The 26,591-nt window shown below is 54.5% G+C and carries 27 protein-coding genes, 2 pseudogenes and 1 riboswitch; of the genes and pseudogenes, 3 read left to right on the top strand and 26 right to left on the bottom strand.

Features of this window, described 5'->3' with window-relative positions; all coding sequences use genetic code 11:
- Positions 1-8: 8 nt before the first annotated feature.
- From EJQ19_RS15785 to EJQ19_RS15670, 24 genes and pseudogenes are all read right to left on the bottom strand, one after another.
- Positions 9-1,106, bottom strand: coding sequence for a site-2 protease family protein (locus tag EJQ19_RS15785; protein ID WP_126142201.1), 1,098 nt, complete (start codon positions 1,104-1,106; stop codon positions 9-11).
- Between the two features lie 6 nt (positions 1,107-1,112).
- Positions 1,113-1,478: an arsenate reductase family protein gene (locus tag EJQ19_RS15780; RefSeq protein WP_126142200.1), complete on the bottom strand. Its 366-nt coding sequence runs from the start codon at positions 1,476-1,478 to the stop codon at positions 1,113-1,115.
- 127 nt (positions 1,479-1,605) lie between these two features.
- On the bottom strand, positions 1,606-2,547 hold the full coding sequence (locus EJQ19_RS15775; RefSeq protein WP_126142199.1) for an RluA family pseudouridine synthase: 942 nt from the start codon (positions 2,545-2,547) through the stop codon (positions 1,606-1,608).
- Positions 2,544-3,113 carry a cob(I)yrinic acid a,c-diamide adenosyltransferase gene (locus EJQ19_RS15770; RefSeq protein ID WP_126142198.1) on the bottom strand — a complete coding sequence of 190 codons (570 nt, stop codon included), beginning with the start codon at positions 3,111-3,113 and terminating at the stop codon, positions 2,544-2,546. Before EJQ19_RS15770 ends, EJQ19_RS15775 begins: the two co-directional genes overlap by 4 nt.
- A 1-nt stretch (position 3,114) precedes the next feature.
- Positions 3,115-4,737, bottom strand: a complete 1,623-nt coding sequence (locus tag EJQ19_RS15765; protein ID WP_241242930.1) for a cobyric acid synthase — start codon at positions 4,735-4,737, stop codon at positions 3,115-3,117.
- The gene (gene cobD / locus EJQ19_RS15760; RefSeq protein ID WP_126142197.1) at positions 4,727-5,845 is read right to left on the bottom strand and encodes a threonine-phosphate decarboxylase CobD; all 1,119 of its coding nucleotides are present in this window, start codon (positions 5,843-5,845) and stop codon (positions 4,727-4,729) included. The genes EJQ19_RS15765 and cobD overlap by 11 nt, the downstream gene beginning before the upstream one ends.
- Before the next feature lie 22 nt (positions 5,846-5,867).
- Complete coding sequence (gene cobS / locus EJQ19_RS15755) at positions 5,868-6,692, bottom strand: adenosylcobinamide-GDP ribazoletransferase (protein ID WP_338143335.1); 825 nt, start codon at positions 6,690-6,692, stop codon at positions 5,868-5,870.
- Positions 6,659-7,666: an adenosylcobinamide-phosphate synthase CbiB gene (cbiB, locus tag EJQ19_RS15750; RefSeq protein ID WP_126142196.1), complete on the bottom strand. Its 1,008-nt coding sequence runs from the start codon at positions 7,664-7,666 to the stop codon at positions 6,659-6,661. Before cbiB ends, cobS begins: the two co-directional genes overlap by 34 nt.
- A 200-nt stretch (positions 7,667-7,866) precedes the next feature.
- A pseudogene (gene cobU, locus EJQ19_RS15745) lies at positions 7,867-8,427 on the bottom strand (bifunctional adenosylcobinamide kinase/adenosylcobinamide-phosphate guanylyltransferase); the annotation flags it as partial.
- A gap of 438 nt (positions 8,428-8,865) precedes the next feature.
- Positions 8,866-9,072 (bottom strand): hypothetical protein, encoded by a 207-nt coding sequence (locus EJQ19_RS15740; RefSeq protein WP_126142194.1) that lies wholly within the window; start codon positions 9,070-9,072, stop codon positions 8,866-8,868.
- A gap of 184 nt (positions 9,073-9,256) precedes the next feature.
- Positions 9,257-10,486 (bottom strand): nicotinate-nucleotide--dimethylbenzimidazole phosphoribosyltransferase, encoded by a 1,230-nt coding sequence (locus EJQ19_RS15735; protein WP_164716574.1) that lies wholly within the window; start codon positions 10,484-10,486, stop codon positions 9,257-9,259.
- 19 nt (positions 10,487-10,505) lie between these two features.
- On the bottom strand, positions 10,506-11,282 hold the full coding sequence (locus EJQ19_RS15730; RefSeq protein ID WP_126142245.1) for a heme ABC transporter ATP-binding protein: 777 nt from the start codon (positions 11,280-11,282) through the stop codon (positions 10,506-10,508).
- A gap of 2 nt (positions 11,283-11,284) precedes the next feature.
- On the bottom strand, positions 11,285-12,325 hold the full coding sequence (locus EJQ19_RS15725; protein ID WP_126142192.1) for a FecCD family ABC transporter permease: 1,041 nt from the start codon (positions 12,323-12,325) through the stop codon (positions 11,285-11,287).
- Positions 12,325-13,341 carry an ABC transporter substrate-binding protein gene (locus EJQ19_RS15720; protein WP_126142191.1) on the bottom strand — a complete coding sequence of 339 codons (1,017 nt, stop codon included), beginning with the start codon at positions 13,339-13,341 and terminating at the stop codon, positions 12,325-12,327. The genes EJQ19_RS15725 and EJQ19_RS15720 overlap by 1 nt, the downstream gene beginning before the upstream one ends.
- Before the next feature lie 156 nt (positions 13,342-13,497).
- Positions 13,498-13,667, bottom strand: a riboswitch (cobalamin riboswitch).
- A gap of 33 nt (positions 13,668-13,700) precedes the next feature.
- Positions 13,701-14,228: a hypothetical protein gene (locus EJQ19_RS15715; RefSeq protein WP_126142190.1), complete on the bottom strand. Its 528-nt coding sequence runs from the start codon at positions 14,226-14,228 to the stop codon at positions 13,701-13,703.
- 60 nt (positions 14,229-14,288) lie between these two features.
- On the bottom strand, positions 14,289-14,555 hold the full coding sequence (locus EJQ19_RS15710) for an aspartyl-phosphate phosphatase Spo0E family protein (protein ID WP_164716573.1): 267 nt from the start codon (positions 14,553-14,555) through the stop codon (positions 14,289-14,291).
- A gap of 140 nt (positions 14,556-14,695) precedes the next feature.
- Positions 14,696-15,898 (bottom strand): aminotransferase class I/II-fold pyridoxal phosphate-dependent enzyme, encoded by a 1,203-nt coding sequence (locus EJQ19_RS15705; RefSeq protein WP_126142188.1) that lies wholly within the window; start codon positions 15,896-15,898, stop codon positions 14,696-14,698.
- 15 nt (positions 15,899-15,913) lie between these two features.
- Positions 15,914-16,405, bottom strand: a complete 492-nt coding sequence (locus EJQ19_RS15700) for an Lrp/AsnC family transcriptional regulator (protein WP_126142244.1) — start codon at positions 16,403-16,405, stop codon at positions 15,914-15,916.
- 187 nt (positions 16,406-16,592) lie between these two features.
- The gene (gene cysK, locus EJQ19_RS15695) at positions 16,593-17,504 is read right to left on the bottom strand and encodes a cysteine synthase A (protein ID WP_206438434.1); all 912 of its coding nucleotides are present in this window, start codon (positions 17,502-17,504) and stop codon (positions 16,593-16,595) included.
- A gap of 78 nt (positions 17,505-17,582) precedes the next feature.
- Positions 17,583-18,800, bottom strand: a complete 1,218-nt coding sequence (locus EJQ19_RS15690; RefSeq protein WP_126142187.1) for an MFS transporter — start codon at positions 18,798-18,800, stop codon at positions 17,583-17,585.
- 121 nt (positions 18,801-18,921) lie between these two features.
- The gene (locus tag EJQ19_RS15685) at positions 18,922-19,422 is read right to left on the bottom strand and encodes a hypothetical protein (protein ID WP_126142186.1); all 501 of its coding nucleotides are present in this window, start codon (positions 19,420-19,422) and stop codon (positions 18,922-18,924) included.
- Between the two features lie 136 nt (positions 19,423-19,558).
- A complete protein-coding gene (locus tag EJQ19_RS15680) occupies positions 19,559-19,978 on the bottom strand; it encodes a DUF350 domain-containing protein (protein WP_126142185.1) in 420 nt (139 codons plus the stop codon).
- Between the two features lie 91 nt (positions 19,979-20,069).
- Positions 20,070-20,750 (bottom strand): PspA/IM30 family protein, encoded by a 681-nt coding sequence (locus tag EJQ19_RS15675; protein ID WP_126142184.1) that lies wholly within the window; start codon positions 20,748-20,750, stop codon positions 20,070-20,072.
- 94 nt (positions 20,751-20,844) lie between these two features.
- Positions 20,845-23,208, bottom strand: a complete 2,364-nt coding sequence (locus tag EJQ19_RS15670; RefSeq protein WP_126142183.1) for an endonuclease MutS2 — start codon at positions 23,206-23,208, stop codon at positions 20,845-20,847.
- A 169-nt stretch (positions 23,209-23,377) separates the two neighbouring features.
- Here EJQ19_RS15670 and EJQ19_RS15665 point away from each other — a divergent pair, with 169 nt between their 5' ends.
- The 3 genes from EJQ19_RS15665 to EJQ19_RS15655 all read left to right on the top strand — a co-directional run bounded on the left by EJQ19_RS15665 (position 23,378) and on the right by EJQ19_RS15655 (position 25,046).
- Complete coding sequence (locus tag EJQ19_RS15665) at positions 23,378-23,746, top strand: phage holin family protein (protein WP_126142182.1); 369 nt, start codon at positions 23,378-23,380, stop codon at positions 23,744-23,746.
- 164 nt (positions 23,747-23,910) lie between these two features.
- Positions 23,911-24,288, top strand: coding sequence for a cupredoxin domain-containing protein (locus EJQ19_RS15660; protein WP_126142181.1), 378 nt, complete (start codon positions 23,911-23,913; stop codon positions 24,286-24,288).
- An 86-nt stretch (positions 24,289-24,374) separates the two neighbouring features.
- Entirely contained in the window at positions 24,375-25,046 is a 672-nt protein-coding gene (locus EJQ19_RS15655; protein WP_126142180.1) for a DUF559 domain-containing protein, read from the top strand.
- Between the two features lie 377 nt (positions 25,047-25,423).
- Here EJQ19_RS15655 and EJQ19_RS15650 read toward each other — a convergent pair whose 3' ends face one another.
- Together EJQ19_RS15650 and EJQ19_RS31845 are read right to left on the bottom strand one after the other, a co-directional pair.
- Complete coding sequence (locus tag EJQ19_RS15650) at positions 25,424-25,975, bottom strand: CvpA family protein (protein WP_241242929.1); 552 nt, start codon at positions 25,973-25,975, stop codon at positions 25,424-25,426.
- A gap of 6 nt (positions 25,976-25,981) precedes the next feature.
- Positions 25,982-26,591 (bottom strand): annotated as a pseudogene (locus tag EJQ19_RS31845) (hypothetical protein); the annotation flags it as partial.

Raw genomic sequence — 26,591 nt, 5'->3', positions numbered from 1 at the left:
TCGTGTAGTTATGCGATGCCGATCTGATGAACCACCCTGATCATGTACAGCAAGAACAGTGCCAGAGCCAAATAAGCGGTACCGAACAGCCATCGCGTACGGGTCGGCACCTCGTAATAGCTGTCGTTAACAGCAGCGAGCGGTGAATATTCGACTTGCACTTGCAGACCCAGGAAGAAGCCGTTTTCTTTCTCCAAGCGGTCGACTTTCACTACCTGAACCTTGCGAATCAGCGATTGCGTCGGCATGTATGCATGGCCTTCGAAGCCGATCCCTTGCCAATACATAATAATCGTTTGGCGCCCGTCCGCAGCTCCCTGGATGTCCGAATAGGTGGCAAAATCCAGTTCTCGCATGTGATTTTCGCCAGGTATCACATAGCTCTGCCCAAGCAAATGATTCGCCGGGTGCTCAAATCGCGTCGAAACGGTAACTCTTTCCTCCTTGTGGCGGAACCGCACAAATTTTTTGTATAGATCCCATGCGAACATCGCCCAGACCACAAAGAAAAGCAGTTTATTAAGCGGTTGGTCGAGGTACCAGATGAATACAAGACCGCCGATCAGCCCAAGCAGCCACAGCCAGCGGGTGACAGCCGTCGCAATGCGTCCGCCGTCAAGCGGATGAATCGGCAGCAAGTTAATCAGATTCAGATAAAAGGAGGCATATGCCACGGAGAGGAGAACACCGGAATCGAAATACATCCCCAGTCCGAAAACTGCCACACCCCCAAGCGTGCCCGCAATTGGCCCCGCAATTCCAATAAACGCTTCGGTCGCCGCATTGGTCGGGTGCTTTTTCATTGCGATAAGTGCGCCTACGAAAGGAATAAATACGGGAGCCGACACGGGAAGACCCTTCATTCTGGCCGCTAGGACATGGCCTAGTTCATGAATCAGAATTAACAGCACAATTCCGATGACAAAAGGAAGAGGAGCAAGCAAAGCGTAGGCCCAGATCGTGACAAACATCGAAATGATCGCACCACCGACTTTGCCAAACTTTAGGGCAGTAAGCAGCAGCTTGCCTTGCGAAAGGACAACAGCGAGGAAACCGCCAATGGCGAGCGGCGATTTTTTGCGGGAAGTGTTCCGCTTCTCATCCAACGTGCCTCACCCTTTCGCCCATACACCCTCAAACTCATCTTCTTTAAAACCAATTGTCACTTTCTTGCCGTCCGTGACGATCGGACGTTTGATCAGTCTGCCGTTGGAAGCGAGCAGCTCCAACATCTGCTCCTGCGTCATACCCGGCAGCTTGTCTTTCAAATTCATTTCTTTGTAGACTTCACCCGACGTGTTAAAAAACTTCTTGATCCCAAGTCCGCTTAATGCCAGAAGCTCCGCCAATTCCTGTGCGGAGGGCGGCGTTTCGAATAAAGGAACCTTCTCGGAAATTTCAACTTGGTGCGCGTTCAGCCACTTTATCGTACTCCGGCAAGTTCCACATTTATCGTAACCATACACTTTGACTGCCATGTTGCCGTACTCCTTTATGCGGTATGATGAAAAATACAGAACTACTTAAAATTTTGGGCTAATTGACAAGGAAAGTCAAGCAATTGCAAAGAAAAACCATCCAATATTTGGGATGGTTCTTACATTTTTACGATTTTTCTTGCAGCCAGCGATGAAGCTCGGACAAATCCCCTGGAAGCGGCGCCCGATACTCGGTCCATTCGCGCGTTCCCGGATGCTGGAAGCCCAGCCTATGCGCATGCAACGCTTGACGCGACAAGCACCCGCTTGCCTCCAACCCTTCGGCTTCCGCCTCAAACTGCGGCAAGGTGTACATCTTGTCCCCCAGCAGCGGATGACCGATATGGCGCATATGCACGCGAATCTGGTGTGTACGCCCCGTCTCCAGCCAAATGCGTACAAGTGCTGCGGACGCAAATTGTTCCACGACCTCATAGTGCGTCACAGCCGAATAGCCGTCCGGCGTCACGATGCGCACATGGGGCTGCTCAGGATCGCGGTCGATCGGCCCCGTGATCGTCCCCTTAGGTTCGGCCACGGTGCCCCATACGAAAGCGAGATATTCTTTCTTCACTTCGTGGCGAATCATCTGCTCGGAAATCTGTTGATGCACATACGGATTCTTGGCAATGCAAAGCACGCCGGACGTCTCCTGATCAAGCCGGTGAACCGGCCGGAATCGGCAGGAAACGCCCATCTGCTGCCAATGATACACAACGCCGTTGGCAATCGTATTCATGTAATGGCCGTGCGTCGGATGCACAATGATGCCGGCGTCCTTCGCCAGAATGAGCAGCTGCTCATCCTCATGCAAAATGTGCAGCGGCATGTCCTGAGGCAGAATATCCTCCGACACTTCGGCCTCCATGCGAATTTCAACCCGGTCGCCGGCGTTGACCTTGACGTTAATGTACTTCCGCTCTCCATTCACCATAATGCCCTGCTCGGTCAATTTAATGCGGGAGAGCAGCTTGCGGGACACCATCAACCGTTTTTGCAGCACCGTTTTGAGAAGGAAACCCTCTTCTTCCTCCGGTACAATATACACTAAAGGCTCGTAATAGCTCATGATTTGCGTCTGAACACCTCTGCGCTTCGCACATACTCCACATCCGGCACACCCTCGCGAAAATTCGCGGTTCTAGCCACGGTAAAAAAGAAATCGGACAGCCGGTTCAAATAGCGGCGAACCTCTGGATTGATCTCCTGCGTGCGCGCCAGCGTAACGACAAGGCGCTCAGCCCGCCTGCACACGGTGCGGCACACATGCAAGGTAGAGGAGACTTTTCCTCCGCCAGGCAAAATAAAGCGCGTAATATCCGGCGTCTCTTGATCGTATTTATCAATCCACGCTTCCAGCGCGTCTACCATCGCCGCCGTTACTTTATAGGGACGCAGCTCCGGCTTCAGCAGCGCAAGATCGGAGCCGCAGTCAAACAGTTCGTGCTGCACCTGCAGCAGATCCGGCAGCAAGTCCGGGTACAGCTGTGGGTCCATAAAACTCATCGCCTGACCCACGAAACAGTTCAGCTCATCCGTCGTGCCGTAAGCTTCAACGCGGTCATCGTCCTTATCGACCCGTCCGCCGATAACCCCCGTCTGTCCGGCATCTCCCGTACGCGTATAAATTTTCATCCTAGCACTTCTCCTCCTTGTGTATGGATAAGGGCAGTTCTATCATCTCATAGATAGCGGCAAGATCCAAATGCTCCCGCACATGGTCCGCCAACCGGTCGAAGGCCGCCTCCCGCTTCGCTTTGAAACGAACGCCCACCGTTGCCGGCGGCAGCCCTTTACCCGCACGGATGTGGTTTAACCAAGCCCTCCGGAAATCGTCATTATGCAAAATGCCGTGCACGTACGTTCCCCACACCCGCTGATCGAGCGATGCGGCCCCGTCAGGATGCCGCTCCCCGTGGGTTGACGAGGTTTCGGTGATCAGAAACGGCGCCTCGACCTCGCGAGAATAGCGCGTACGGCCCATATGAATTTCATACCCTTCAATCTCATAGCCTATTCCGTCTTCCGCAAAAAGAGAAGAGACCCCGGCCACTCGGACCGTTCTTTTTTCCGGCGTGAAAAAGGTTTCCGTCGGCAGTAAGCCCAATCCTCGCAGCCGCACATGGTCGGATTCGAAACCATCCGGATCGTGTAAAATCCCCCCTAGCATCTGGTATCCTGCGCAAATGCCGGCGACATGGCCCTGCTCCTCCTGCGCAAATGCCTGAATACGGGCGGCAAGCCCGCTTTCCTTCAAGTGGTAAAGATCGTCCATCGTGTTCTTACTGCCCGGCAGCAAAATTGCATCCGGCGTTCCCCACTCGGACAAGTGGGAAATATAACGAAAATGAACGTCCGGCTCCTCTTCTAACGGATCGAAATCCGTAAAATTGGAGAGCCTCGGCAGTCGAATCACCGCAATGTCCAGCTGATCCTGCCTCTTTTCGCGCACCTCGCGCTGCTTCATGCTTCGCTTGCTGTCAAGTGAAGCCGAATCTTCATCCTCGATGCCTAGCTGCGGCAAATAAGGAATCACACCGAGCACCGGCTTTCCGGTTTTGGCTTCCAACCAATCGAGTCCTGGCTTCAGCAGGGAGACATCACCGCGAAATTTATTAATGATAAACCCTTTGACTCTGTCCCGTTCCTCCGGCGTCAAGATTTCCAATGTGCCGACGATCGATGCGAAAACACCGCCCCGATCAATGTCCGCCACCAGCAGCACCGGCGCATCCGCCCAGCCTGCAAGGCGCATGTTGACGATATCGCGATCTTTGAGATTGACCTCCGCCGGACTACCCGCACCTTCCAGTACGATCAAATCATGCCCTGCGCGAAGGCGAGCCAGCGACTCCTTGACGATACCTTCCGCTACCGCCAAGTATTGCTCCCGGTACGTGCGGGCATCCAGGTCCGCATACGGCTTGCCGTGCACAACAACCTGCGCGACCATATCCTGCTTCGGCTTGAGCAGAATGGGATTATGGTCCGTCGTCGCGAGAATACGGCACGCATCCGCCTGCACGCCCTGCGCCCGGCCGATCTCCTTGCCGTCATACGTGATATAGGAATTGAGGGACATATTTTGGGATTTAAAAGGCGCCGTCCGCCAGCCATCCTGTACAAAGATGCGGCACAACGCCGCAGTCAGAATGCTTTTGCCGACATCGGAAGCAGTTCCCTGCACCATCAGTGTGGCCGCCTGCGCTTGAGTAGGTTTCGCTTGCATCACGTCGTCATTTCCTTCCTCATGCCTCATGGTGAACACCTCCCCTTCCCCCAGAGACGGGGAATGCATCCAATATCATCGTGAGCGCAGCAACCAGCTTTTCGTTATCCGCTCTCAGCCTCACGGCTACCCGGCAATACCGTTCGTCCAGCCCTTCAAAGTGGGAAGCGTCCCGGAGCAGAATGCCCTGCTGTCCCAGAAGCTGCTGCGCATTGGCTGCCGTCATCCCCGTTGCCTTAGGAAACGAGAACAGCAGAAAGTTCACATCGCTCGGCACGACTTCGAGTCCCAATGAACCGAGCTGTGCGCTGAGCCATGGCTTCTCCTCACGCAGCCACCTCCGGCTAGCCTCCTCAAACGGCGTGTCCTCGAGCACCGCACAGCCGATGCGCTGGGCCAGGTCGTTCACGCTCCACTGCACTTGCAGCCGGCGGGCCTCGCGAATCAGCTCCGGATGCGCGACCATGAAACCGAGTCGAATGCCGGGGATCGAATAAAACTTCGTCATGGAGCGAATGACGATCAGATCGCGGCTTTGCGAGGCAAGCGGAAGCATCGAGTGTGACTGCTCATCCTCAATAAAATCCATGAACGCTTCGTCCAGCACAAGCCTGCGCTTACTGCGCAGCAGCATGTCCAGAACGTCACCCGCAATTAGCCTGCCGGTCGGGTTGTTCGGATGTCCAAGAAAGAGCAGGTCCGTATGCGACATGACGCGATCCAGTTCAGACTCCGCGAGCGCGAACCCGTTCCCGGCTAACAACGGAATATTGAGCAGCTTCCCATCCGTCTTATGCACCGCTTCCTCGTATTCACTGAACGAAGGTCTGGCCAGTCCCGTTCTTTCCGGCTTCAGCACGCGGACGATCAGATCGATCAGTTCTGCGGCCCCATTGCCGACCAGGATGCTCTCCGGGTCGACCCCGTATTTATGCGCCAGCTTGCCCCGTAAGGCCCGAACCGCAGGATCGGGATATTTGTGAATGTCCTTCCATCCCTCCGCCACAATTTCCCGCACACAAGCCGGGGGGCCGAGCGGATTCATGTTCGAACTGAAGTCCGTAAAGTGCTCTTTTGGTAGGCCGAACGTCTCCTGCGCTGTCAACAGGTCGCCGCCGTGCCCATATCGTTCCAGCATGCCAATGTCTCCTTTTCACACGCTAAATATGAAGCATAGCGATTATAGATCCTAGTAAAATCACACTTTCCAGCAGCTCGTTGATCGCCCCGTACGTATCCCCGGTCTGCCCGCCCAGCTTGCGGGCGAAATAAGCGCCGAACGCGACGCCTGCAAACACGGTGAGGAGCGCTGCGCCAAGCAGCAGCTGGGCCATCCCGCTTACACCTTGGCCGGCAATGCACGCCACAAGCGTAGTGGTGAGCAGGGCTACGCCCAACGAAGCTGAAGTGAAGCGCGGGGTGACGCTTTGAAACAGGCTGCCTAGCCCTGCCTCTTTGCGGGCATACGGCCAGCCTTGAATCGCCGCCACCATAAACCAGCGGCTCCACATCGGCGCAAGGATGAGCCCCAGCCGCCAACTGCCTCCATCGTTTGACTTCAACATTTCAAGCCACGTATATACTAATGACAGCTTCACAAGCACATGCATCACACAAACGATCACACCCATCGCGCCGACGCGGCTGTCTTTCATGATTTCCAGCATTCGCTCGCGCGAGCGATGGCTGAGCACACCGTCGGCGGTATCCATCAGCCCGTCGAGATGAAGGCCGCCGGTCAGGGCGATCCAGAAGGCGAGCAGCAGCGCAGCGGCGGGCAGCGGCGGCAGCAGATGCACCAGCAAGGCCCCTGCGCCATACAACAGTCCCCCGATGACGGCCCCGGCGAGCGGATAAAAAACAACGCTGCGCCGAAACACCGCTTCGGTGTAATCGATCTGCAGCGGAATCGGCAGGCGCGTCAAGAACTGAAAGGCGGCGACGCACGCCTTCAGCCAATCCATGCAAAGACGAGTAAGGCGCACAGCAATCCTCCCATCATGACATAACTGACGCCGTAGAGCATCTCTACGGCGTACCTAATATCCCGCTGCGTCCGCGGACGCAGCGGCCACCCGAGGCGCGCGCGCTCGCTGGCGACGCCGCCGTACACGTTCAGCCCGCCGAGCTCTATCCCGAGTGCGCCGGCGACCGCCGACTCGGGTATGCCGCTGTTCGGGCTGGGATGCAAGTGCGCGAAGCGGCGCACGGCCGCCGCCGCACGCCTTGCCGAGAGGCCCGGCTTGGCCAGGGCCACGAGCACGAGCAGCATCCCGGTGAGACGCGCCGGGATCCAGTTCATGGCGTCGTCCCAGCGGGCCGACGCCCAGCCGAAATGACCGTAGCGGTCATTTCGGTAGCCCACCATCGAATCCAGCGTATTCGATGCCCGGTACAGCATGGCGAGCGGCGCGCCGCCAAGCAGGGCGTAGCAGAGTGGCGCGACGACCGCGTCCACGATGTTCTCCGCGACCGTCTCCACGACGGCGCGCGTCAGCTCCGGCTCATCGAGCGCCGCCGTGTCACGGCCGACGATGTAGCCGGTGTACTTGCGGGCGTCCGCGAGGTTGCCCGCCTGCAGCGGGACGGCGACGAGGTACGCCGCGTCCTTCAGGCCTTTGATCGCCACAGTCGTGGAGATGAACCACGTGGACACGGCATAGCCGAGCCATGGATGAATGGCGTCCGCGATCCACACAAGCGCAGCCATGACAAGAAAGCTCAACAGGATCGTGGACAGCATCAGCACAATTCCTCTGGCGCGAAGCTGCTTGTCTGAGTAGGCCGGGCTGCTGCCGGCATCGGCCGGCTTGCCGTACAGCTTCCCTTCCACCCACCGAATCCAGCGGCCGATCAAAATAACCGGATGCGTCGGCCATTTCGGATCGCCGACCAGCCAGTCAATGAGGATGGCGGCTCCCGTCATGCCAAAGAGTTCCTGCCAAGAATACATCCACATGGCGATCACCGCCTTTGATCCGGAGAAAGCATCCGTGGTGCAATCGTATACGGAGTAGACGCTTGCGTGTCAGCCTCTTGCGAGCCTGGCGATTGCGGACCTGGTGCTTGCGAGTCAGACGCTTGCGTGTCGGGCGCTTGCGAGCCTGGCGCTTGCGAAGGCAACCGTGAGTCCGCCTGCCCCGTCGCTGCCCCATCCCCGATCCTGTAAGCAATGCTTTTCAATTCAACCGGTATGCCTGCCGTTACAAGAAAAACCTCCTCGCACACCTCTGCCAGCCGCTGATTCATCCAGCCAGCCAAGTCGCGGAACTGCCGTCCCAGCGGGTACTCCGGCACGATGCCGTCCCCGACTTCATTCGTCACCAGCAGTAAGTGTCCACTGTAGGAGGACACCGCATCCGCCAGCTCCTTGATTTGCTGCATGACCAGCTCCTCGCAATTCGGCTCACTCTCCACCTTGAGCAGCCAGTTCGTCAGCCACAGCGTCAGGCAGTCTACCAATACGACGGTCTGCAGGTTGCCGCCGTCAAGCCCGCTCGACGTCAGTAGCTCTAGCAGCCCCAGCGGTTCCTCCTGCGTCACCCACGGGAAGCCTGCCGTCTCCCGCTGCCGCCGATGACGGCTAACCCGCTCGCGCATTTCCTCATCATATATTTGCGAAGTCGCGATATAGATCCCATGCGAACCGCGATGCATCGCGAGCCGCTCAGCGAAGCCGCTTTTCCCGCTTCGCGCGCCTCCCGTTATTAGAACAGCCACGAAAAACCTCCTCTTTTGTTACTACCGTGACAATAGCTCGGTTCCGCCTGCACAAATTTCCATTCCTTGTGATGCCTCACAACTGCATGGTGGCTGCATTGTGAGTACCTTTATCTCGCTCAACCTTCCCACCTTCCGATCCCGCAATCTCCAGAACCCCACCAGCATGTATGAGTAGTTACCGCTAATGTGCAAAACATAGGGGGAACAAGGATGCCAGGTTAGGTAGCTGGCCGCAATGAGATCAAATCCGCAGTCGAACGTTAGTGTTGTTCAACAGATGCGGAACGAGAGGACGCTAATTTGATAAAAAGTGTGCGTGGGGCATCCAAGCGGAACGGAAAGCCCTTATTTATGCTAATCCAAGGGGATTTATCGGTTTTGAGGTGGAATAAGGTATCTACGTTCCTCTATTACTTAAGAATAGCATGATTAGGCTCAAATAGTGAACTGACGTTCCGCTAATCTTCTATACTGACAACTTTTGGGGATCGCAGCTTGACCAAACAACATAGCGAGAAGCCGTGGAGAAAAGCCGTAACGGATACCAGCGCGCTTATTGTCCCGAAAAGCAAGCTGATTATAATCTAACGGTTGCCACCACGCATATTTCAAAGAAATCAAGGCAAATCGAATCGATTTCATGGAAATAGCCTCTGTGACAACCGTTAGCGTCCGCAAGAGAGCCTTTTTCACCAAATAAGCGCTATTGCGCCCGTTAGCAGCAGCGACGCCTCCTCCGTAACGTACTCACGCCGCTGACTGCACCCCATCCGATTTGTGGAATGGAGAGCAGCTGAGGCATACGATCGCACCTCACTCCAGGCTGTTACTCCCTAGACACGCCCGCACTTTCAAACGTTGCCATTTCCTTCATGATTTTACCGGCCGCTTCAATCATCGGAAACGCCAGAACCGCACCAGAGCCTTCGCCTAGCCGCATGTCCATATGCAGCATCGCGCTGAGGCCGATTGCTTCCAGCAGCTTCGCATGCCCCTGCTCCTGCGACAGGTGCGAGGCCAGCATGTACGACGCGCTGAGTGGAGCCAGTCGGCTGGCAACCAATGCAGCTGCCGATGAGATGAAGCCGTCGATCACGACCGGACAGCGATGCTGCGCAGCGCCGAGAATGACGCCGACAAGTCCGGCGATTTCAAGGCCGCCCGCTTTTTCCAGCACCTCCAACGCACGTCCACTCATCTCGCCACTCTTCTCAACATTTACCTCATCTCCTAGCTTCTCGCCCGTCTCATCACTCATCCCGCCACTCATCTCGCCGCTCTTCTCATCTCTTGCCCCGCCACCTAGCTTGCCGCCCGTCTCATCACTTACCTCACTCCCCATACCGCTTTTCTCACCACTCGCCCCACGCAGGCCGTGCAGATCAAGCACGCGATTCACCACGTTCATCTTATGCAGCCATTTGGCGTCGTCGATGCCGGTGCCTCGACCAACCGCTACCCCGGCATCCAGCCCCGTCAACGCGCATAGAATTGCTGCGCTGGACGTCGTATTGCCGATTCCCATCTCGCCCGTGGCAAACAGCCGATAGCCTTGTGCGACAAGATCGTCCACCACCTCAACACCGGCCAGCACCGCTTGTAGCGTTTCCTCTGGTGTCAGCGCAGCCTCTTTTGCCATATTGCGCGTTCCCTTCCGCACCTTACGGGACAGGAGTGCCGGATGCTCAAGATCAGCGTTCACGCCCATATCGATGCAAACAACGTCTGCCCCGGCATGCCGTGCCAGTACATTGACGGCGGCGCCGCCTGCCAGAAAGTTCAGCACCATCTGCGGCGTCACTTCCGCCGGGAAAGCCGAAATGCCTTCCTCGCACACCCCGTGATCGCCGGCCATAACAATAACGGCCTTCTTCTCAAAAACCGGCATAACCTCGCCGGTAATGCCCGCCAACTGTCTGGCAATATCCTCAAGCTTTCCCAAGCTGCCCGGAGGTTTCGTTAGTTGGTTCAAATGGTCGTCGGCTTGCCGAACAACCTCATCCTGTAAAGGCTGAATACGATCAATCACGGCTTGAAGCTGGTTTGTTGCAGTCATCACTTCATCCTCCATTCGTCTATTGGCCCGGCTGCAGAAGCACTTGCGGCACTTCGCTAACCGGATGCTTCAGAATAATTGGGGTCGTCCCATATACTTGAGCAATCAATTCGCTGGTCAAAATTTGCTCGGGTGTCCCCACTGCAACGGCGCGTCCATCGTGAATGACGAGCAGGCGCGAGCAGTACTGCGCTGCCAAATTCAAATCGTGGAGCACAGCTACGGTCGTCAGCCCGGTTTCTTTTTGCCAGTTCGCAATGTAATCCATCATTTGAATTTGGTAGCCAATATCAAGGAACGTTGTAGGCTCATCCAAAAGCAGCAGGCCCGGCTGCTGGGCCATCACTTTGGCCAATGCCGCACGCTGCCGCTCGCCTCCGCTAAGACGTTCAATCGCGCGTTCCGCCAGAGCCGTCAGCTCCAGCTTCTGCAGAATCGCCGTGATGAGCGCGTCGGCGTCTTCCTTTTCTTCCCCGAGCCAGTTTTGAAAAGGAAAACGGCCCATCTCCACGACCTCGCGCACAGTGAATCCGACAGGCGGGAGCGCGTCCTGTTGGAGCACCGCCAGCCACTTCGCCAGCTCTTTGCGCGAATAGCTGCCGACAGGTTTGCCGCCAAGCCGCACCTCGCCGCTGCGCACCGGATCTACGCCGGACAATTGGCGAAGCAGCGTCGACTTGCCCGAGCCATTCGGCCCGATAATGCCGAAAAATTCGCCCTCCGCAACCTGAAAACTAATCTCCTTCAGGATAGCCTGATCTTTAATTTTATAAGAAAGCTGCTTTACGTCGATCATGCTCATGCGCCTCTGACCTTCCTTTTTTCCTTATACAGCAAGTAGGCAAAAAATGGCGCCCCCAGAAACGCCGTCACCACACCCAGCGGGATTTCCGTAGGGCTGAGCAGCGTACGGGCCACCGTGTCCGCCCACAGTACGTAGATGCCGCCGCCCAGCGCGGATAACGGCACAATGAGCCGATAATCCGGCCCGACGACCAACCGTACCAGATGCGGCACGATGAGCCCGACAAAACCGATCACGCCGGCCACCGACACGGCTGCCGCCGTTATGAGTGTAGCGGTAACGAGCACAATGACTTTCGTCCGTTCCACATGAACACCAAGATGCGCCGCCTGTCGCTCGCCCAATGCCAACAGGTTCAACGATCTCGCATAACTAAGTAAAATGATCAGTCCAACAATCACATAAGGCAAAATAATGCCGACATACGCCCAGCCATGCATCGCCAGACTCCCCATCAGCCAAAATACGATTTCGTTAATCACCTGTTTGGACATCGAGATCAGGAAGGACACAATCGCGCCCAGAAAAGCTTGCATCACGACGCCGGACAAGATCAGCGTTTCCATCTTCAGCTTGCCGTCCATTTGCGCGAGCCGAACAACAAGAAACAACGTGATAAGCCCCGTCCCGAACGCCGCAACCGGAATGGACCACTGACCGAGCCAAGCGGCCTGCAGGCCAAAATAAATGATAAAGGCCGCCCCTACCGACGCCCCGGACGATACGCCCAATGAATACGGATCCGCCAGCGGATTGCGCAGTACACCCTGGAACGCTGCACCGGCAAGCGAAAGCCCTGCACCGACCAGCACGCCCAGCAAAACCCGGGGCAACCTTACCTGGTTCATAATTTGCTCGGAGGACTTCGGCCACGTCACTTCGATATGACTGCCGATCCAAGGCACATGCTTGCCGAGTATTGCGACAATCTGGGGAATCGGAAGATGTGCCGACCCAATAGATAAGCTTACCACAATAGAAAGAAGAAGGAGAATTACTCCTCCCCCTCCTGCCAGCAACAATTTTCTTTTCATTATTTCACCAATTCAGGGTAAATCGCTTTTGCCATCGCGAGCAGACCGTCGGTCAGACGAGGGCCTGGGCGGCTTAGCGTGTTCTGGTCAAGCCCCACTACTTGCTTGTTCTTCACGGCAGCAATCGCATCCCACCCGCTGCGCGTGCGGATAATGTCTTCCAGCGGCTTCTTCGTCTTGGAATCTACGACACCGCTCGCAAACAAAATAACGCCCGGATCCTGTTGAATAATATTTTCCTCGCTAATTTGATAGTAGCCCGATTTCGCAGTCGCCACGTTAACACCGCCGGACAGCTTGATCAGCTCATCCATGAACTCGCCGCTGCCGACCGTCCAGCCCGGTGCAAACTCGATATAGACTTTCTTCTTGTTCTCCTGCTTCACGTCTTTAACTGCACTCGTCACTTTCTCGATGTCCGCTTTCATTTTTGCGACAACTTTGTCCGCTTGCTCCTGATGATCGGTAATCTGGCCGTAGATTTGAATGTTTTTGATCACATCATCCAGCGTTTTCGGCTCTACTTTAAAAATGTTCACTTTCATCTCGCGCAGCTTCTCGACCGTATCGGCCTTCATCGACACGCCGGTGAATACGATGTCCGCATTGGAAGCGATGACGGCTTCCGTGTTCGGTTTCGTAATGCTGCCGAGTTTCGGCTTCGATTTAGCCGCTTCCGGGTAATCGTCAAAATCGGAAACCCCCACGATATTATTCTCAAGCCCAATGGCGAACAACGCTTCCGTTTCAGCCGGCGATACGGATGCAATCTTCTCCGGCGCCTTCGTAAACGTAAATTCCTTGCCCGTCGCATCCTTTACCGTCAGCGGGTAGACCGTTTTCTTAGACGCCGCTGCCGGCGATGCGCTCGCTGTCGGTGCTTTCGTCCCCTCGCCGCCCAGCTTCGCCGGATCGGAAATACTCGTCTCGCTTTTGCCGCACGCGGCCAAGCCTAGTATCGTCGCCATCGCCAATGAGACGATAAGCCCCTTTTGAACCCCGTTCCACTTCTTCATCCTGCTTTTCTTCCTCTCTGCTCCTATGATTTCGATTGATCCGACAAAAAAACTCCTTGACCCAAACGGATCAAGGAGACGTAAATCGCGGTTATAGGCAGCTAGAAAAAAGAAGCCGCTTCCTGATTTAACGCGATCCTTTCCTCGAAGGATTGTCGTACGCACCACAAATAGGCAGGTATCTGACTGTTCAGCGAATGCAAGAGCTTACGGCTCGGGCATGGCTGAATTACAGTGGCGGGACCGTGCCGGACTCTGACCGGCTTCCCTTTTAAGCTCGTCGCACAAACACCGTGCGGCTGAGCACCTATCGCTGACATATGAACCTATCAATCTAATGGTCGATTATAGACGTTTTTTTATTTTTGCGCAATCACTTTTAGCACTTGTTTGGCCTCGTCCATTTTCGGCGCATTCGCCGGGATAAACGCGACGAGCCCTTTGCCTTCGTACCCTTGATCCTTCATCCATTTGTTGCCCTCAAGCGGAATGCCGTACAAATGCTTCTCGGCCGGCTTGCCCTCTTCCTGGACTTCGATGACGCCGCTTGGGTAATCCGCAGGATTAATCACCTCATCCAACGATACGAAGCCCGCTTGCGAGCTTAACCCCTTAAACTGCTCTTCCGGCAAAATAAAAATGCCGTTCCCGCCGGCCGCCAGCTCGACGATCATTTTTTCCATGGAGAAAATCGGAGAGGTATTCAGCTTCACCGAAGGTACTTCGCCGATTTTGGATTTCAGCGACGCTTCCATCTTCTCCGCCGCCTCCGCCGGGAAGCCGTTTGGCCCCATGACAAATACAGACACATCCACCTTTGGCCCGCCGCAGGCAGAGAGGACAAGCATCATGCCCAGCATGACTGCCAGTACCCATTTCGCTTTCATTCTTGGTTCATTCCTTCCTCATATCCGTTTTGGCCTTTATTTCGGCAGAAAAGCCGGTTTTCACCGACTTTTCTTTCCGCTGGCCATATATTCATTTATTTTAAGATCTAATTGCGTGCTAAGCAAGACGACCTCTTCCGATGTCATTTCCCGGCCGTCCATGACTAATTGCTCCATTTTCCGCCGCAACGCATGAATTTCTTCCTCTAGTACGCTGAGGGCACTGTGCTTCTTGGCGCTTCTGTTCAACCAACGTTGACCGAAGTCTTGTTCACAAATTTGCGGCTGTCGTTGATAGCTTGTTAGTTGATATTCCAGAAAAGCCATGCTCATCCCTCCTCGCTTTAGCATACCAGTTTTCCGGATATTTGAACACCCTTTTAAGCATGATCCTCGAAGAGATCTATGCCATCAGCCCATACACACTCCAGTCCATAAAAGGACGCCGGAGCCGGTTATCTTTGCCGTTACAGCTTTCTCAGAAAGTTCCCAATTCGCTCCAACGCTTCATTCAATTGCGAGACGCTGTACGCATAGGAGCAGCGCAGATGGCCTTCGCCGCCAAGCCCGAACACGTCGCCCGGCACAGCCGCCACCTTGGCTTCATGCAGCAAGCGCTGCGCGAACTCCTCGGACGTCATGCCCGTCTTCGCAATGCTTGGGAACGCATAAAATGCGCCTTGCGGCTCATGGCAATCGAAGCCGATTTCCCGAAAGCCCCGCACAATCAAACGTCTGCGCTGGTTGTAGGACTCCATCATGCGATCCTTCTCTTCCAGCCCGTTCGTCAGCGCTTCATGCGCTGCGACCTGACCCATGACCGGTGCGCACATCACGGTGTATTGGTGAATTTTAAGCATGGCCGAGATCAATTCTCGGTGGCCGCAGGCGTAGCCCATCCGCCAGCCGGTCATCGCAAACGCTTTGGAAAAGCCGCTGACGAGAATCGTCCGATCCTTCATGCCAGGCACCGCCGAGAAGCTTGCATGCTTTTGGCCGTAAGTTAATTCAGCGTAAATTTCATCGGAGATGACGATGAGATCATGCTCTTCGACAACCTTGGCAATCGGAAGCCAATCCTCGTAGCTCATAATACCGCCGGTTGGATTGCTCGGATAGCAGAGAATGAGAATCTTCGAACGCGGCGTAATGGCCGCGCGCAAAGCCTGCTCCGTCAATTTGAACTGATCCTTCGCGAACGTTTCGATCCCGACCGGAACACCGCCGCTGATGCTCGTAATTGGGGAGTATGAAATGTAGCACGGCTCCGGAATCAGAATTTCATCCCCAGGCGTTACTAGCGCACGCAGGGCCAAATCAATCGCTTCGCTGCCACCGACCGTCACCAACACTTCGTTCGTTGGCTCATACTTCACTTTGAATGAAGTATATAAATAGTTCGCAATCGCTTCGCGCAGCTCGGGAAGCCCGGAGTTCGGCGTATACTTCGTTTTGCCTCGTTCCAGGGAGTGCACTGCCGCTTCCCGCACATGCCATGGCGTCGAAAAGTCAGGTTCGCCCACGCCGAGCGAGATAATATCTTCCTTGCTGTTGCTGACCAAATCAAAAAATTTCCGAATCCCGGACGGCTTCATATCGCGTACCGCAGGTGCAAGGTAATCCTTCATGGATTTGGGGCTTGAAGTTACTTGTGTCTCATCTTTTATCATGGCCATCCCTCTCCCTTACGGCGAGACAAGCATCCGGTGATCATCTTCCTGATCCTCGAAAATAATGCCGTCTTGTTTATATTTTTTTAGAATAAAGTTCGTTTTCGTAGAAAGCACGCGGTCGATCGGCGACAGCTTGTTTGAAACGAAAGCCGCTACTTGCTTGAGTGAGTGCCCTTCAACCTCAACAAGGAGATCATACGCGCCCGACATCAGGTAGACCGATTTTACTTCAGGATATAAATAAATCCGTTCCGCAATCGCATCGAATCCGCGTCCGCGTTCCGGTGTAATTTGCACCTCTATAAGGGCGGTAACTTTCTCATCATCCACTTTGCTCCAATTGACAACCGTGGCGTATTTGACGATGACCTTATCCGCTTCCATCTCGCTTATCGCTCGCGCCACTTCGGCCTCCGTCGTACCCAACATGGTGGCGATCAGATCCGCACCTCTGCGGGCATCTTCTTTCAGTAATTCGAGAATTTTAAGCTTCAAAGCATCCATAGTCAAACCTACCTCTCCAAAATGTTTTCGTTCATCCATTCATCTTACAATGAATTGCCGTCCCAATTCAATTCCTGCTTGCTGATCTTTTCCTGATTATTTGCTTATATTTGAAAATTCTTTATCATCAGAGTGTACAAAACGCGCAAAAGCCGCCAGAGTTCATCACCCTGGCGGCCTCCAGCCGCTATTCCCAAATATCCATGCTCAAATACCGTTCGCCCGTGTCCGGCGCGATGCACAGCACGCGCTTGCCACGCCCCAGCTCTCGTGCAACCTGCAAGCCCGTCCACACCGACGCGCCGGCGGACGGCCCGACGAGGATACCCTCGCGGCTCGCGAGCTCGCGCATCGTGCGGATCGCGTCCTCGTCGGCGACCTGGACGATCTCGTCGTAGACGCTCGTGTTGAGAATCGCCGGGACGAAGCCCGGGCTCGTTCCCACAAGCTTGTGCGGGCCCGGGCTGCCGCCGGACAACACCGGCGACCCCTTTGGCTCGACTACGTAGATGCGCAGCCCCGGCAGGCGCTCCTTCAAAACCTCGCCTGTGCCGGTGATCGTCCCACCGGTACCAGAGGTGGCGACGAAAGCGTCCAGGCGGCCCTCCATCTGCTCCAGCACTTCGAGCGCCGTCGTCGTCCGGTGAATGTTCGGATTCGCCGGATTCTCGAACTGCTGAGGAATGTAGCTGCCCGGGATACCGGCCTGCAGCTCCAACGCCTTCTTGATCGCCCCCGGCATGCGCTCGGCGGCCGGCGTCAGCACCACCTCGGCGCCGTACGCCTTGAGCAGGTTAATGCGCTCCTTGCTCATGTTGTCCGGCATGACCAGAATGGCTTTATAGCCCTTCGCTGCGGCATTCATGGCAAGACCGATGCCAGTGTTGCCGCTCGTCGGCTCGATGATTGTCGCGCCAGGCTGCAGCTGTCCGTTCAACTCCGCTTGGTGAATCAAATTATAAGCAGCCCGATCCTTCACGCTGCCGCTTGGATTAAAATACTCCAGCTTCACATATAACTCGGCATCGTCCGGCCCAACCAGACGGTTGATTCGTACGGCAGGCGTCTCCCCGATCAGCTCCGCGACGCTGTTGAACATTTTTTGGTTCTTCAAGGGTGTCCCCTCCTCTTTCCACTTGCAAGCTGCTTCCATTGTCACAGGTAAACAGCGCCGATGTCAAGATTTCGCAGTCGACAAGCGCCACCGCATGAAAAGCCATGAAAAAAACGTCGAACTCCCAATCCCCAGCAGCAGCACATTGATGACCAGCGGCGCTTTGCTCCAAGAGATGACGAGATTGAACACCAGCACGCCCAGCACACGTCCCACATTCAGCGACAGCTCACGGAAGACGATGTACTCTTCCCTTTGCTTCGCGCTCTCTTCATCCGCCCCGATCAGATCGAAAACCGAAGACACCATCGGCACAGAATACAAAGGAAAGAACAGTGCAGACCCAATGCCGAAAATCAGCAACGTCCCGTAGGACATACGCCAAAAAAACGGAAGAATCGCCGCTACGACCATCACCGAACCGATCAGCATGCTTATTTTGCGATAGCGGGGTTTAATAAACCGCCCCGTCAACCAGAAGCTCACAAGAGAAACGGCCGACGTAATTAGCGCGAAATTCCCGAGACTCGCCTCGCTCGACGTTGAAATGTAGACGAGGAGGCCGATCATAAACCCAAAGACGCCTTCGCGTACGCCTTGAAACATCAGTGCAGTTGCCACCCGTTTCCACGGCGTCTCCGCCAAGCGAAAGATTCGCAGCGGCAGCAGCCATTCATAGGTGCCGCTCACTTTCCGTTTCTTCAGGAAAAAGGAAAGAACCACTCCCGCCACAAAGATGCCCAGGGAAATGGAAAAAATCAACCGATACCCGGCCAGATCCCCCAGGCTGACAATCAGCATCCCCGAAATCCATGGCGCCACAATGCCAGCGCCAGCAGCCAGCAGCCCGACGGTGCCGTTAAATTTGTCGCGATTGTCCGGATCCGTCACCTCAAAATAGACCACATTGAAAGAGAGCCAAAAAAATCCAACCGACACGCCCTGCACCATGCCAAGCCATACAAAGTGGTTGACACTTCCTTTTCCAAGCCATAACACCAGCATATAAAAACAGGCCGATACAAAAACGCCCGCGCGCAGAACGTTCATTTTGTTATGCTCCTTCACCCATTTGCCGGCGAGCCAGAACGTCACCATCATCGTCAAATGCGTCATAAGCGTAAACCAGCCGACGATCGTAAAATCATTTTTTGCCTTCCACATATACACGCCGACGAATGTACCGGACAAAGCATTCGCGCTGCCGAACAACGTGTGCACGATCAGCAGCAGAATCGCTTGCGAATCCAGCTTGCCGCCGCTTGCCTTCAATTGCTCCATGCGCCTCCTCCTCTTTGCGGGGTAAAAAGCTTTAGTTAAGCTTCCCCATTCGAGGGAAAATATGAGGATGCGCGCACAAAAAAACCGACTCCGCCAGGAATCGGCTTTTGTTCTATAACGCTTAGTCAGCCTTAATGCGCTCCACCATCAGCAGGCGGTCCGTATCCGACAATATTTTCTCCACACGAAAACAGGAAGGACACACGTACACGTCGGACGTATACGGCCCCGTCAAAAAGGCGCTTCCCAGCGTTCTCGAAATCACCGGTGTAAACGTCGTTTCGCTGGTCACCTCTGTGCCCGCATGCAGCATGAACTCATGACAGCTCGGGCATTCCGGCGCCTCCTCCTGTTCGTCGGAGATGAGCTGAACCTTCTCGCCGTATTTATCCAGCGGTTCGTCCGAATCGTCCCACGCCAGCGCCAGGTCCTCTTCCGAATCCGCATACTCCTGCTCATTGAAACGCAGCTTCTGGCCGGTTTGCTTCACTTTCAAGTCAATCGTACGGTAATCGTTTAATTCGTTAAAGCAGTGCGGGCATTCATCCTCAGGGCCGATCTCCGGATCCCATACGATTTCGGTCTGACACCAAGGACAAACGATTTCCTCATGAGCACTCATTTCTCTATCCTCCACAACTTCCCATCATGCATACTTTATTACATAATAAACCCCTATCGCCATAAAAACAATCGCCAAGGCAAATAGGGTCCCCCACAGGTATTTCATCGTTCAAGCCTCCAAGAAGTTGTCTGTCCTAGGTTACGCATGCACCTACCACGTACGACAGCGAGACGGAGATGATCAAGGAGAGAAAGCCGACCGCACGGTTGCCGTTCTTAATCTCTTCATCGATTTTGAAGAACGGGGTCAAGAACTCGAAGATGAAATACGCCACGAGCAGCAGCAAGAACCCGTATCCCGCCCAAATGAGCGAGTGAATCATCGTATCATTGTTTAAAATGGCAAATCGGAACAGGTTGCAGATTCCGAAAATTTTACCGCCGGTCGCCATGGCAACGGCCAAGTTCCCTTTTTTAATCTCAGCCCAATCGTCGTACTTTGTTACCATCTCAAATACCGTCAAGAAAATGACCAACGCGACGACAGCCACTGCGAAAAATGCAAGCGTCGCCAAATACGGGTTGCTAAGCAAGACATCCACCTCTTCGTTCATTATCGTCTCCTGCCTTCCTGTATAAAAATCCCCATACATGATAGTAGAGACTGAGTTTCCTCAGTCTCTCGCAGGTCGTTCTAGTATAGCATTAAGATTGTTTCTTTTCAGCCAATTTCGCTTTCATTGCAGCAAGCTCATCGTCAATCGCGCCTTTGCCTGCGCCCAGGCCGTCCAACTCATCGTCAAGACTGCGGTTCTTCGCGCGGATCTCGCCGCTCGCTTGTGCTTCAGCTTCCATTTGCAGCACTTTTTCGCTCATGCGGTCGAAGCCTTTCGCCGCGTTATCCGTACCGAAGCCGGACATCGCTTGGTTGATTTGCTTTTGCGCTTTCGCTGTTTCCGCACGGGCGATCAGCAAATCTTTTTTGTTTTTCATTTTTGTAAATTCGTCTTTCATTTCGCTCAGTTGCGCGCGAAGCTGGTCAGCATTCGTTTTGGCCAGATCATATTGTTTCTTAAGCTCGTCATAACGGGTTTGGTGCTCTTTCTTGTCTTCGAGTGCGCGGCGGGCCAAATCTTCGTTGCCGGCTTCCAGAGCTTTCATTGCTTGCTCCGTCCGCTTTGTCACCATCTCTTCGGACTCTTCCACTTGAAGCTTGAATTTCTTCTCGATCGCGATTTGTTTCGCTACCGCAGCTTCCGCTTCCATAATGTCCTCTTCCATGTCGCGAAGAAATTGGTTCAGCATTTTAACCGGATCTTCCGCTTTATCCAGCAAGTCGTTGATCGAAGCCATTGTCATATCGCGAAGTCTTTTGAAAATACCCATGTGTGTATTCCTCCTAAAATTAATTGCTGTTTTTATATCTCTTTCATACGTAACTTCGCGTTCGGGGTTTCAAAAAGAAAAAAGATTTTGTGGTCTATTTCAGCTCGACCACGGTAACGCCCGATCCGCCTTCGTTGTAGTTGCCCATGCGGTAGCTCTTGACGTGCTTGTGGCGGCGCAAATATTCCTGCATACCTGTTCGCAGCACGCCCGTGCCCTTGCCGTGGATGAGATATACTTGCCCGAAATTGGCAAGGAACGATTCGTCGAGGAAGCGATCGGCCTCAATCATCGCCTCTTCCATGTTCATGCCGCGCATATCGAGCTCCATCTTGGCGTTGTCGTCGCGCGTCCGTTTGACGGAGGATGATGCTTTGGGCTGCTGCGTGGCAGCTTTCGGCGCGCTGCCGAGCTTCTCCAAGTTCGCAATCGGCACCTTCATCTTCATAATGCCAAGCTGCACGCTCGCTTCCGTCGCACTCACAATCTCGACGACGTGCCCCTTCTGGCCGAGGTTCACCACCCGAACCTCATCGCCCGCCTCGATCGTCTCCTGCTTCTTCTTCGCGGTCCGCACCTGCTTCGCGCGCAGCTCCGGCGTCGCCTGATCGAGGCGCCGCTTTACCTCCACGAGCCGGTGGTCCTTGACGGCACCGCGCTCCTCGAGCGCCATGCGGCGCAGGTCCGCGATGACCTCGTCGGCCTCTCGGCGCGCCTTCGCGACGGCGTCACGCGCGTCGCGCTCCGCTTTCTCGAGCAGCTTGTCGCGCTGCTCGTCGAATTTCAGCTGCTGCGCCTCAAGCGATTTACGCATCGCTTCGGCCTCTGTGCGCAGCTGTTCGGCTTTGCGGCGATCGGCCTCCGCGAGGAGCCGATTCTCTTCCAGCGAGGCGATCATCGATTCGACCCGCTGGTCTTCTTCGCCGACCTGCGTGCGCGCATGGTCGATGATCCGCTTCGACAAGCCGAGCCGCTCGGCGATGGCGAAGGCGTTGCTTCGGCCCGGGACGCCGACCAGGAGGCGGTACGTCGGGCTCAGCGTCTGGATGTCGAACTCCATCGAGGCATTGATTGTGCCCTGTTTTTGGTAGGCGTAAGCCTTCAGCTCGGAGTAATGCGTCGTTGCAATCATGCGGCAGCCGAATTGATGAATGTAATCCAGGATGGAAATGGCCAGCGCCGAACCTTCGGCCGGATCGGTACCCGCGCCAAGCTCGTCGAGCAGGACGAGGCTTTTCGGCGTCATATCTCTTAATATAGAGATAATATTCGTCATATGGCTGGAAAATGTACTCAAGCTCTGCTCGATGCTCTGCTCGTCGCCGATATCGGCGTAGATCGCATCGAAGACGCAAAGCTGCGTGCCTTCCTCAGCGGGTACGAACAGACCGGACATCGCCATGAGACTTAGCAGGCCGACGGTTTTGAGCGATACCGTTTTACCGCCGGTATTCGGGCCTGTGACGATAATCGTCGAGTAGTCGTTGCCGATCTCAAGATCGAGCGGCACGACGACGTCGGCCGGAATGAGCGGATGACGTCCGCGCTTGATCTTGATAAAGCCGCGGTCGTTGAGCCGCGGCAGCGAAGCTTTGAGCTCGCGGGCGAGTCCTGCCTTGGCGAAGATGAAGTCAAGCTCCGCCAATTGCTCCACGTCATAGACGAGGATATCCACTTGCTCGGCAACCAACGCCGTGAGGGCGCGCAGCACCTTCTCGATCTCGGCTTCTTCCTTGAATTTCAGCTCACGGATTTTATTATTGAGCTGGACGATCGCATCGGGCTCAATATATAACGTAGCGCCGGAAGCAGACTGGTCGTGAATCATACCGCCAAAGCTGGAGCGGTACTCCGCTTTGACCGGTATCACGAACCGGTCGTTCCGGATTGTGATGAGGACGTCCTGCAGCATTTTCTGCACGGACGAGTTGCGGATCATCTGCTCCAGGCGCTCGCGTACACGGCTCTCGCCGGTACGCAGCTCGCTGCGGATGCGGCCGAGCTCGGGGCTCGCGCTGTCCACAACGACGGCGTTCTCGTCGATGCAGGCGTTGATTTTATCCTCGAGCGGTTTGTTCTCCGTGAGCAGTTCGACCTTCTCTTTTAGCATAGGCAGTGAATACTCTTCATGGACGGCGAGGATAAATCGTTTCAGGCGGCGCGCACCAAACATCGTTGTCGAGATGTCGAGCAGCTCCGTCGGATTGAGCATGCCGCCGATTCTGGCCCGGTGCAGCGAGGCCCGGATGTCGCGAATGCCGCCGAACGGGGCGTTGCCCTTTAACCGCTCCACGTTGACCGCTTCGTCCGTCGCTTGCAGGCGCAGCTTCACCAGCTCAAAGTCGCCGCTCGGCTCGAGCGCTTCGACCGCTTCTTTTCCCAGGGATGTCGCGGCGTGATAGGCTAATTTATGTAAAATCTTTTCGTATTCCAGCGTTTTGATAATTTTTTTGTTCACGTTGTTTACCTCTTTTCTTCGCTTCACCCCATAGTATAAACCAAATTGAAGCCGCTTAGCTACGGAGACATTGATTATATGGAAGAATCTCCCGCGATAAACGGCGGCCGCTTGGGTACACTAAGCTGTGAATCTACATCAAGTGCCAAAATGAAAAGGAGGTTCACACATGCATCTTCTTGGACATCTGGTCAGATTTATCGTTTCGGCTTTGGTTCTTATGTTTGTCAGTTGGTTGGTTCCTGGGTTTAGCGTCGGCGGGTTCTGGAGCGCCTTCTTCCTCGCACTGGTGATCGCCATTGCGGCCTGGATTATCGAAGGCATCTTCGGTAAGCAAATCACCCCGTTTGGCAGAGGCATCGTCGGATTTTTGGTTAGCGCGCTGGTTATCTGGGCCGCACAATTTGTCGTTACGAATGTATCGACGAGCATTATCGGTGCCATACTAGCTGCGTTAGTCATTGGTATCATCGACTTGTTCATTCCGGTCAAAACCCCTTTCGAACAAGGGCTGACAGGAAGAGAAGATCGTCGTTAATACGGAAACCTGCTTTGCCGTATAAAAAGGTCGGCCTGCTGCGAGTCTACATCGCCGGGTCGATCTTTTCTTTTTGCCACGTTTGTTTCACGAGTTTGTCACTGCTTTTTGCAAACAGGTCGTGTAGAATAAAAGGGAAATCCAAATTGTGGAGGGGTTCCCTTATGAAAAAAGCATTGGTTCTACTCATGGGCATTGCACTGGCTATCGCCCTTGCAGCATGTGGAAATAAAGAGGACAAGTCTGCGGCAACACCAACGGCGGGGGCGCAAGCGTCCGGTCAGCAGGTTGTGCTGAAAGCGACGAATTTCAAGTTTGACCAAACCGAGTATCGTGTCAAAAAAGGCGAGCCTGTGACGATTACCCTCGAAAACTCGCAGGGCGTTCATGGTGCCGCACTTAAAGAATTCAATGTTAACTTGAATAATGGTAACAAAACCGCAACATTCACGCCGGACAAAACCGGCTCGTTCCCGATCACATGCTCGATCATGTGCGGTACAGGGCATGCGGATATGAAAACTGTTCTAGTTGTTGAATAAGTTGTATAGGGTCGTGAAGAACACAGACCGCTCTCTCCTTTGGAGATGGGCGGTTTTTTTATTAAGTTTGAGATGGAGGGATGCTCATGTCATTTGACTTGGCGTACGAAGTATTTATGGAGATGCAGGCGAGAACGAGGTCGGGAGAAGCGCTGCGGCGGCTGTTGGAAGGACACGGCCACGCTGAAAAATTATTTCTGGAGCAGGTATGGTGGCCCGCTATGGGCCGATTTGATGATCTGCAGGCCGAGTATGAAGTTTCGGATTTTAAGGACGGCGTCCGATATTTGGATTTTGCATATGTTCGTGGGAATTATCGTGTCTGTATTGAAATTGACGGATATGGCGCCCAACATAGAGAACTGAATCGATGGCAGTTCGCAGATCAATTGACAAGGCAGAACCATCTGGTTCTGGATGGGTGGAAAGTGCTGCGTTTTGCCTATGACGACATACGGGAGAAGCCGCGGCGGTGTCAGCAGCTCATCCTGCAGATGATGGGCAGTTGGTTTGGAGAGGGGCAAGGGGGGATGAAGCTTTCTCTGGAGCAAAAGGAGATTCTACGGATTGCTTCCCAATCTAGCGAGCCGCTGCTGCCTGTAGCCGTCGCCGAGCGACTTGGGGCTAGCAGAATCCATGCAGGCAAACTTCTTCGCTCGCTAGTTGAGCTAGGATTGCTGCAGCCCGCTTCCGGTTCGAGGCGCATACGGTCGTATGCTTTGACAGGGAAGTATGGGGCGCGCGGCTGGGATATCTAACGATGGGAAAAGTTCGTAACCAGACGTAAAGCAACTAATCAAGCGTGGGCAAAGTAGCCATTAGTGGCAAGGCAGGGGGGCGAGCGTACCCGTTCGTGAATAAGTAATCAAAGATCTCTTATTTCTGAAAAATCGGTGATTGGCAGCGGAATAAGACAACAGAAATATCTTATTTCATCGATATGGGCCTTTACCAAGCTGATTTCAGGTAAATAAGTTATTTTCGATTACTTATTCTTCTCAAAATGCGAGGTACAAAACAAATAAGTAATCTCTATTATCTTATTTATTACAGAGCATCGCGCTGGAAGCCGCTTCGAGTACGAAAAAGACGCTCCCTCCCACCTTGCTGCGGCGGATGGAGCGTCTTTTTGCGGTTAGACGATTTTCTGCTTCCACAGTTCGTGGAGCTTACCGGCCACCTGCGGCAGCTCGTTGATGAGATAAGGCGCGATGGACGACTCCGCCATCAATTGCTGCACGCCGTCCGAGGGGAGGATCGTCATGACGTTAACGGCGATAATGACGATCAGCAACGCCTCAGCGAGGCCGAGGAGCGCACCGCTCCAGCGGTTCAACATATTAATGCCCGGCGTTTTCGCCAGCATATTCAGCGCCCGACCGATGACGACCAGGGCGATCTTGACACCGAAGAAGAGAACGGCAAAGGCTAACGCGTTAAAGAAGTACGTGTCCAGGTTCAATCCTTTGACGATGAACTCGTATTGCTCGTAGTTTTGATAGGTCGGCGTTGCGATCGCGTTTCGCAGGATTGGCGCCGTATCTTTGTAAAAGTAGAACGCCACCAAGTAGGCGAGTACAAAGCCGGCAATGGACACGATTTGAGCAACGAATCCGCGAAAATAGCCTAGCAAGAGTCCGATTACAAGGATTGCAAGCAGCGCGTAGTCCAGCGTATGCAAGCTCACAGGCGGTTACCGGATCGGACTGTCGGCTTCTACAAGCTCAATCCATTCATTGTACTCCGATTGGAGCTTCCGGTACTCCTCTTGCAGCTTCCGGTATTCTTCCTTGACCGCCAACAGTTCCTGCTGATGCTCGTCGCCGGCGCCGGTCTGCTGCACCAATGTCTCCATCTCCTTGCGGACCTGATCGAGCAACTGCTGCTTTTCTTCCTTGAATTGCGCTTCGCGCGCGCTGCGCTCGGCATTAATTTGAGCGATTAACCCGTCAAGCTGAGCCTGGTACTGCTCAATGACCGTGCGTCTCTGCGCTTCCAATTGCTGAATAATATTCGATTGCTGCTGTTGGTATTGGAGGATAATGTTTGCTTTCTCATCTTCAAAACGGCGGAAATTGCTCGCTGTTTCCTCCTGCATCATGTCATTCAACACCGTTACTTCCTCATCGAGACGGGCCGCGGCAGCTTCAAGTTCAGCATTGTGCTGTTCGGACAGGGCAGCAAGCTTCATCTCGTATGCCTCCTGCGCTTCTGCTAGTGCCGCTTCTTGCTCCGCCTGCGCCGCTGCCAGCTCAGCCGCCAGCTTTGCTTCATACGCTTCACGCTGTCTCTTATACACATCT

Origin of the sequence: Paenibacillus whitsoniae (genome assembly GCF_003955665.1) — a bacterium.
Classification (GTDB): Bacteria; Bacillota; Bacilli; order Paenibacillales; family NBRC-103111; genus Paenibacillus_E; species Paenibacillus_E whitsoniae.
Note: the sequence above shows the minus strand (reverse complement) of the source record. Positions and strands in the feature narration are given on the sequence as shown.